8 protein-coding genes, 4 tRNA genes and 1 pseudogene are annotated in these 7,264 nt (G+C 39.6%); all 13 read right to left on the bottom strand.

Translation table 11 applies throughout. The features are described from left to right. Positions 1-91: pseudogene (locus AC1W6K_RS09960) on the bottom strand (50S ribosomal protein L11); the annotation flags it as partial. 223 nt (positions 92-314) lie between these two features. After that, positions 315-1,028, bottom strand: coding sequence for an FkbM family methyltransferase (locus AC1W6K_RS09955; RefSeq protein ID WP_481947361.1), 714 nt, complete (start codon positions 1,026-1,028; stop codon positions 315-317). 67 nt (positions 1,029-1,095) lie between these two features. Beyond that, positions 1,096-1,692, bottom strand: coding sequence for a transcription termination/antitermination protein NusG (gene nusG, locus AC1W6K_RS09950; RefSeq protein ID WP_481721187.1), 597 nt, complete (start codon positions 1,690-1,692; stop codon positions 1,096-1,098). Positions 1,693-1,707: 15 nt separating this feature from the next. Continuing rightward, the gene (secE, locus tag AC1W6K_RS09945; protein WP_395785197.1) at positions 1,708-1,899 is read right to left on the bottom strand and encodes a preprotein translocase subunit SecE; all 192 of its coding nucleotides are present in this window, start codon (positions 1,897-1,899) and stop codon (positions 1,708-1,710) included. Between the two features lie 35 nt (positions 1,900-1,934). Beyond that, a tRNA-Trp gene (locus AC1W6K_RS09940) sits at positions 1,935-2,005 on the bottom strand. 65 nt (positions 2,006-2,070) lie between these two features. Continuing rightward, entirely contained in the window at positions 2,071-2,817 is a 747-nt protein-coding gene (locus tag AC1W6K_RS09935; RefSeq protein WP_481947360.1) for an NIPSNAP family protein, read from the bottom strand. A gap of 168 nt (positions 2,818-2,985) precedes the next feature. Beyond that, positions 2,986-4,173: an elongation factor Tu gene (gene tuf / locus AC1W6K_RS09930; protein WP_481947359.1), complete on the bottom strand. Its 1,188-nt coding sequence runs from the start codon at positions 4,171-4,173 to the stop codon at positions 2,986-2,988. An 82-nt stretch (positions 4,174-4,255) separates the two neighbouring features. Next, positions 4,256-4,327: transfer RNA gene (locus AC1W6K_RS09925), tRNA-Thr, on the bottom strand. 92 nt (positions 4,328-4,419) lie between these two features. Beyond that, positions 4,420-4,492: transfer RNA gene (locus AC1W6K_RS09920), tRNA-Gly, on the bottom strand. 43 nt (positions 4,493-4,535) lie between these two features. After that, a tRNA-Tyr gene (locus AC1W6K_RS09915) sits at positions 4,536-4,618 on the bottom strand. Between the two features lie 105 nt (positions 4,619-4,723). After that, the gene (locus AC1W6K_RS09910; protein WP_481947358.1) at positions 4,724-5,959 is read right to left on the bottom strand and encodes a porin family protein; all 1,236 of its coding nucleotides are present in this window, start codon (positions 5,957-5,959) and stop codon (positions 4,724-4,726) included. 2 nt (positions 5,960-5,961) lie between these two features. Further along, complete coding sequence (locus AC1W6K_RS09905) at positions 5,962-6,663, bottom strand: hypothetical protein (protein ID WP_481721196.1); 702 nt, start codon at positions 6,661-6,663, stop codon at positions 5,962-5,964. Next, complete coding sequence (locus tag AC1W6K_RS09900; protein ID WP_481947357.1) at positions 6,660-7,208, bottom strand: RNA polymerase sigma factor; 549 nt, start codon at positions 7,206-7,208, stop codon at positions 6,660-6,662. The genes AC1W6K_RS09905 and AC1W6K_RS09900 overlap by 4 nt, the downstream gene beginning before the upstream one ends. Positions 7,209-7,264 lie beyond the last annotated feature (56 nt).

Genomic DNA, 7,264 nt, shown 5'->3' with positions numbered 1-7,264 from the left:
TCGAACCTAATGCAGGACCGATGGGTGGTGAAGGATTGGCTTGGCCACCTTTGCATTGAAGCTTTACGTAGCCAGCTATTTCTTTTGCCATGTTAAAACATCGTTTATTTAGTGAATTAGAGGTTTATCTGCCAATAAGGGTGGAAGCTTCCTTATCTGATTCTCCTCCGGGTGACTCTTCCGTGTAACAAGACATCTGAGCCCAATCTCCTCCTGAAATTTTCAAAACAGAGATTGCCGCTTTTTAAACGGACTGCAAAATTAAGGAAATATACGTAGTATGCAAACAAGTGAACTAAGAAAATTTTGTTAGTCTATGATTTTTTGAAAATCATTTCATAGAAATCGCCAAAACCATGCTTTATTGAAACTTCAATTTGGTATCCATTTTCGACTAAAACCGACTCAATAGATTCAAAAGAGTCTAGTGTTTGATACATATCGTCTTGGTGGTTTTCAATTTGAATTCGATCAATTTGACAGTTGGTGATAGGAAATAAACCAGTCAGACATTTTAATTCGTGGCCCTCAGTGTCAATTTTCAATAAATCAATGTGAGTTATTCCTTGTGATTTGATGTAGTCGCGTAAAGTAATTGTTTCAATTTCAATGGTCTCTCGGATGATATCTGATGTCTTTACGCCTAAAATATGTGCCTTTTTTGCTAAATATTTGCTAGTTGGATTTAGTGGTTCAAAGGAAGACGTTAAATCCAATTGATTGATGTAAAAGGGGAGTAGTTGTTTGGCATTTGAAATGCCTTTATTTACAAGTGTGAGGTTTGATTTTCCTTCATACTTTTTAGTCAAAAAAGTAAATAAACTGGGATTGGGCTCAAATGAATTAATTTTCGCTTTTGGACGAATTGCAAAAAAGAAGTCTGCCGATTGCCCTTTGTTGGCACCTATATCAAATATCTTTGGATCCTCAGGTAAATGCTTCTTGTAAAAGCGCCTCAATTTTGGATAGAAAAGAATTGCTTCGTTTAGCTCAATTAAATACGTAACTAATTTGATTTGACTGATCATGCGATTGCCTAGCGTACTAAAAAAAAACCCTGGATACCAGGGGTCTAAGTTTAATTGTCGACGTATCTTACTTCTCTACCTGTGCGTAATTTAATTCCAAAGGCGTATTACGGCCAAAGATTTTAACCATTACAGACAATTTCTTGCTATTCTCATGGATTTCTTCTACCGTACCTTCAAATGTCGCAAATGGGCCATCAATAACGCGAACAGTTTCTCCTTTGATGAAACTGATGGATGCATATTCCTCAAGCGCTGCTGATTCATCCACTTTACCTAAAATACGATTAACCTCTGCTTGGTTAATTGGCATTGGTTTTTTGACGATCACCTTGACCTTTTTTGTCTTTCCCCCCTCAATCTTAGTCTCTTCAATCTCTTCATTACTTGTTTGCAAGAAGCCTATAACACTTGGTGTTGAAGTTAAAATGTGACTAACCTCGCCAGCAAGGTCTGCTTCCACCATGATATATCCTGGGAACAAGTTCTTCTCCCGAATTACTTTTTTGCCTTTACGGATTTCATAGATTTTTTCGGTGGGAATCAATATCTGAGGGACTGAATCAGACACACCTTGACGTGCTAATTCATTCTCAATATAGGTCTTTACCTTCTTTTCTTGTCCTGAGATTGCTCTCAACACATACCATTTAGTCTCTGCCATGGATCAATCTATTTATTAAAATGAGGTATAAAATAAATCCAAACCAGATTTAAATGCCAAATCTACGACTCCTACCAACAAGGCAAAAATCAAAGAGGCAACTAATACCAATACTGAACTCGATTGAAGTTCTGTGAATTTTGGCCAAGTGACTTGTTCGGTCACTTCCGTCCAAGATTCCTTAATCAATGATGTAAAACTGCTCATATATTGCCGATTATCGGTTATTTAAATTTCAATTGCACGGGCACAAGGATTCGAACCCTGACCAAAGGTTTTGGAGACCTGCATACTACCATTATACTATGCCCGTAGAAAGGATTGCAAATTTAGATAAAAAAACCTAACTAACAAACCTCGATACGTATTATTGATTTTTTACCACTGCGAATAGCTTGTCGGCTCTAAAAATCTGCGCACCGTCTTCGAATGACTATTTGCATAGCGTGGGTCACTACTAATGCGTTTCCAATCCGGATCTGCTCCGAATTTAGCCCAATTTGCATCACGCTCAGCCATGTTCTCAAATGAGACCATATAACTCAAACAAGGTGTGTTTTCGCCAGCCAATACTTCCCCAAAAAACACATTATGAAGGCCTACTTTATCAAAAATAGCAAGTTCATCTTGGTTAAACATGGCAATTTTACGCTTTAGCGCATCTTCATTATAGGCTTCATAGGTCCGCCATTCATAGATTCTCCCAGGATTTATTTGGGGTAACTTCATCACAGGATGTCCCGCAAAGCCTTTGGCTAACAAAGTAGATATTTTTTCATACAATGGTTTATCTGGCCCCACTTGATCGAAATATGCGCGCGCCGAAGCTTGGTAGTTGGCATCTTTCTCCAATGCCTCTTTATATCCGGCGTAGGCCAACAAAGATTTAAATGGAATCGTAACGACAATAATAGCCGGTTCAGGTTTGCCAAGATCTTTAAATACGCCAATTTTTGAAACACCATACGCATTCATTGCTGGGATAAATGATTTAGCTAAGTAACTTTCTAAGAGATTTGCATTTCCCCTGAATTTCATATGATACGTTCTTATTTCATAATATTCCTGACTGTACGACTGAAAGGCAAATAAACAAACTGCTAAAATAAGTAGTAATTTTTTCATGAGACAAAATAGGTTAAATTAAAATCGTTCAAGCCTTACGCAAGCTTTGGCAAACCTTCAAGGTTTGCCAAAGCTAAGCCGAAAGCGAAGGCTTAGCTTTTCGGTTTACAAGTATACAAAAAAAAAGAGCGGCCACTGACCGCTCTTTTCACAAAAACTACTAAAATATTAGTCTAAGATTTCAGTTACCTGACCAGCACCTACTGTACGACCACCTTCACGAATCGCGAAACGTAAACCTTTATCCATAGCTACCTTGTTCAATAACGTAACATCAATTGTTAAGTTATCACCAGGCATACACATTTCAACTCCTGCAGGTAAAGTAATTTCACCTGTTACGTCTGTCGTACGGAAGTAGAATTGTGGACGGTATTTATTAAAGAATGGAGTGTGACGTCCACCTTCTTCTTTTGACAAGATATAAACCTCAGCCTTGAACTTCGTGTGAGGCTTCACTGAACCTGGCTTACAGATAACCATACCACGACGGATATCAGATTTCTCAATACCACGTAACAATAAACCTACGTTATCACCAGCTTCACCACGATCTAAAATCTTACGGAACATCTCAACACCAGTTACTACTGATTTCAAGTTTTCAGCTCCCATACCTAAGATATCAACTGCCTCACCTGAGTTAATAACACCAGTCTCGATTTTACCTGTTGCTACTGTACCACGACCTGTGATCGAGAATACATCTTCAACTGGCATCAAGAATGCCTTTTCAACATCACGCTTAGGAAGTGGAATCCAAGAATCAACTGCATCCATTAACGCATCGATCGTAGCTACCCACTTAGCATCTCCGTTCAATCCACCTAATGCAGATCCTTGGATTACGGGAATGTTATCACCATCGAATTCGTAGAATGAAAGAAGCTCACGGATCTCCATTTCAACTAATTCTAATAATTCTGGATCGTCTACCATGTCCACTTTGTTCATGAAAACAACCAATTGAGGTACACCAACTTGGCGAGCCAAAAGGATGTGCTCACGTGTTTGTGGCATTGGACCATCTGTAGCAGCAACTACCAAGATAGCACCGTCCATTTGTGCAGCACCCGTTACCATGTTCTTCACGTAATCCGCGTGACCTGGACAGTCAACGTGTGCATAGTGACGCGCAGTAGTAGAATACTCTACGTGCGCTGTGTTAATCGTGATACCACGCTCTTTTTCTTCTGGAGCAGAGTCAATGGAAGAGAAATCTTTCTTCTCAGCAAGACCTTTTTCAGAAAGAACTTTAGTGATAGCAGCTGTTAAAGTTGTTTTACCGTGGTCAACGTGGCCAATTGTACCAATGTTAACGTGGGGTTTACTTCGGTCAAAATTCTCTTTTGCCATGATTATTTAGTTCTTAATTAGTTTATAAAAAATTCAAATGTTACAAATTCCAATAATTACTCTTTCAAGTAATGTGTGTTAGAGCCTTTGAGCAGGATTGAACTGCCGACCTCTTCCTTACCAAGGAAGTGCTCTACCACTGAGCTACAAAGGCCAATTACCCTGCGGCCACAATTAAACCTCTTTTGGTCTAACAAAATAAAAATATCACTCAGGGGGAATTCTCCTAAGCAACATTTTCATTCGAGCGGGAGACGGGGCTCGAACCCGCCACCTATAGCTTGGAAGGCTATCGCTCTACCAAATGAGCTACTCCCGCTGATAAATTCTCCTGTAAAAAGAACCTAAATCATAAAAGAATGTGGGGACAGATGGATTCGAACCACCGTAGGCATTCACCAGCAGATTTACAGTCTGCCCCATTTGGCCGCTCTGGTATATCCCCAAAATTCTGCATTCCAGTAGAACGTTTAACTGAAATAGTTCGCAAAAGTAGCTCCTTTTTTGATTTCCGCAAAACTCTCGTCAAAAAAAATGTGATAAATTTTAATTATAGTTTAAATCCGAAGCTAAATGCAGTTAATTCCGGACCCATTCCTTTCTGAAATAGTGGTGCTAAATCATAATTAAAGAATAACTCACCTACATTTCGTAACGCCACTTCTGCTTTTACGCCATATCTTACTTGATTTAGATTGAAATTAGATCCAATTCTCGTTAAGTCATCACTCTTTTCTTCAATAGTTTTGGTCCAACTATCCAATCGGTAACTAACATATCCTCCCAATCCAATCATTTTAATGGCAGATTGTTTACTAAATACAACATGCGGCACAATCGGAAGCGTAATATAAGATACTGTCAATTTATTTTTTTTCAACGCTACCTCGTCTCCTCTCGTGTCAATTATCGGCTGGAAATTCGTAGCGGATGTTGCCTTGGTAACTACCCGATTGTGATCAAACATGAAGTTGTACCAATCAAATGAAAAACCATAGCCTAATTTAAACGCACTATTTTTGCCGCGAGCTATCGTTGCCGCATGTGTAAAATCTAAACTCACAAATCTTGAACCTAGTGGTTTTAATTCTGGATCAGAATTTAAGTAGGGACTAGGATAAATGGCTATTACATTCTCAGGCATTTTTCCAGTTAGGCCATTGAGTCCTATGTAGACATTAAATCTCTTTCGTTGATACAAATTGGATTTTTTATCTTTTGATTGTGTTTTGGTTGAATCTCTCCCCCAAATCACTTTTGTTTCTTCCCCATTGGGTTCCTTCACATGTACACCATTCCAATCCACGTGGACCTCTTCCTTCCCATCTTTCACATGAATCCCATTCCAACCCACACGTACTTCCTCTTTGCCATCACTTTTGATAACAATCGACTTACCTAAGCTGTCTTTTTTCACCGTGAAGGTATTTTGATCTTTCGGATACGTCATCTTAAAAGTTTTTTGTAGGCCATTATAGGTCGCACCAGATTTTATAATACCAATTTTAACTTTACTATTTCCGATTTGCATCGTTAAGCTGCTATCGCCCTCCGAATCAGTTCGAATGACTGTTCTAATTTGTTGCCACAAACTATCCGTCAGCACTAAGCCCTTTTTCTCTAAGACACCTTCAAGCTCTTCCCGCAAGGTCTTTTTAGAATCTTTATTTGCGCCTATGATTTTTTGGTCGCGCTTATCAATCTTAAGTAATAAGCTATCATTTGTGTTTTTTGCCCAAAGCACTTGGCTAACCAATAGGCACGTCATTAGTAGTAGGTTTTTCATATTTATTGAATTTGTAATGTTTGTTTTACGGATTGTTCTGTTCGGATTACGGTATTAGCCACTTGGTGAATTCCGTCACTTAATTTATCATTTGAATTGGCTATCTCACGCCAGCCACCAGGCTCGCCCGAAATTACTTGACGGAAAATTTGCCCCAGTAAATTTCGCTTTCTTTTCACCGGCTTTTCAAAGGTCTCTTGAACAAGCATTGCCTTCTTTTCTTCAATGGGGTCAATGTCTATGCGTACGAGTACCACTTCTTCTTCATCTTTCGATTCAACTGCTTTTGGTAAATCCACCGCTTTCGCCACGGCGATTTCTTCTACGGCTACGGGTGAGATGTCAGCTGGTTTAGTAGCTATGCCAATAGACTCGATCATTTGCGCACGCACTTTAGGGGCATCTTGTTTCGAAATCAACTGCTCAGACGGTTCTTCCATCTGCTTTTGAGTGACAGCAACCGTTGGTAACACGGTTTGAGCAGTTTCTACATTTTGCCAATTCAACCCAATCGACAAACCAAGCACCGCCGCCCATGCCCATGGGCTCTGAGTTACCCTACGCCATAACGGTATGATTGGCCGTGAATTTGACGCATCCAATTGATCCCAATTAAAGGCTGGCACAGGCTCCTCTTGCTGTTTAAGTTGGCCACGCCATTGGGCTTCCACCTGTTCCCAGGTAAATTTGTTTTTATCTTTCATACCGCTACGTTTTTCATTTTGGTTTGAAGTAATGCTCTTGCTCGCGATAATTGCGATTTCGAGGTCCCCTCGGATATATGTAACATTTGACTAATTTCCGGATGACTATATCCTTCGATAGCATACAGATTAAATATGGTGCGATACCCATCTGGCATATCGGCAATCAACATTTCAATTTCTTGTGTGGTCAAATGCATTAATGCTTCTGCCGGCTGACCTACATCCCATGTCTCATCAATATCTTTTAAATAAATGGAGCCATTTTTTCTTATTTTCATCAGCGATTCATTGACCATAATTCGGCGAATCCACCCTTCAAAACTTTTTCCCTCCGTAAACTGATCAATCTTCGTAAACACTTTCATAAATCCTTCTTGTAAGGCATCTTCGGCATCGGGGCTTTGGCCTAAATAGCGCCTACAGACCGCCATCATTCTACCTGCATAATACTGATAAACAGCATACTGCCCCTTTCGGTCCTGCTTTTGGCATAATCGAACCCATTCGATCTCTTTAGCTTGGGAAGGTAAAACGTTTGTCAATGTTGGTGATTTAATGAATCCGACCGCAAAGATGGCAAAAATGTCTAAATGGTTGC

It is taken from the genome of Aquirufa sp. (assembly GCF_964796385.1).
The sequence above is the reverse complement of the archived record's forward strand: the minus strand, read 5'-3'. Positions and strand labels throughout refer to the sequence as shown.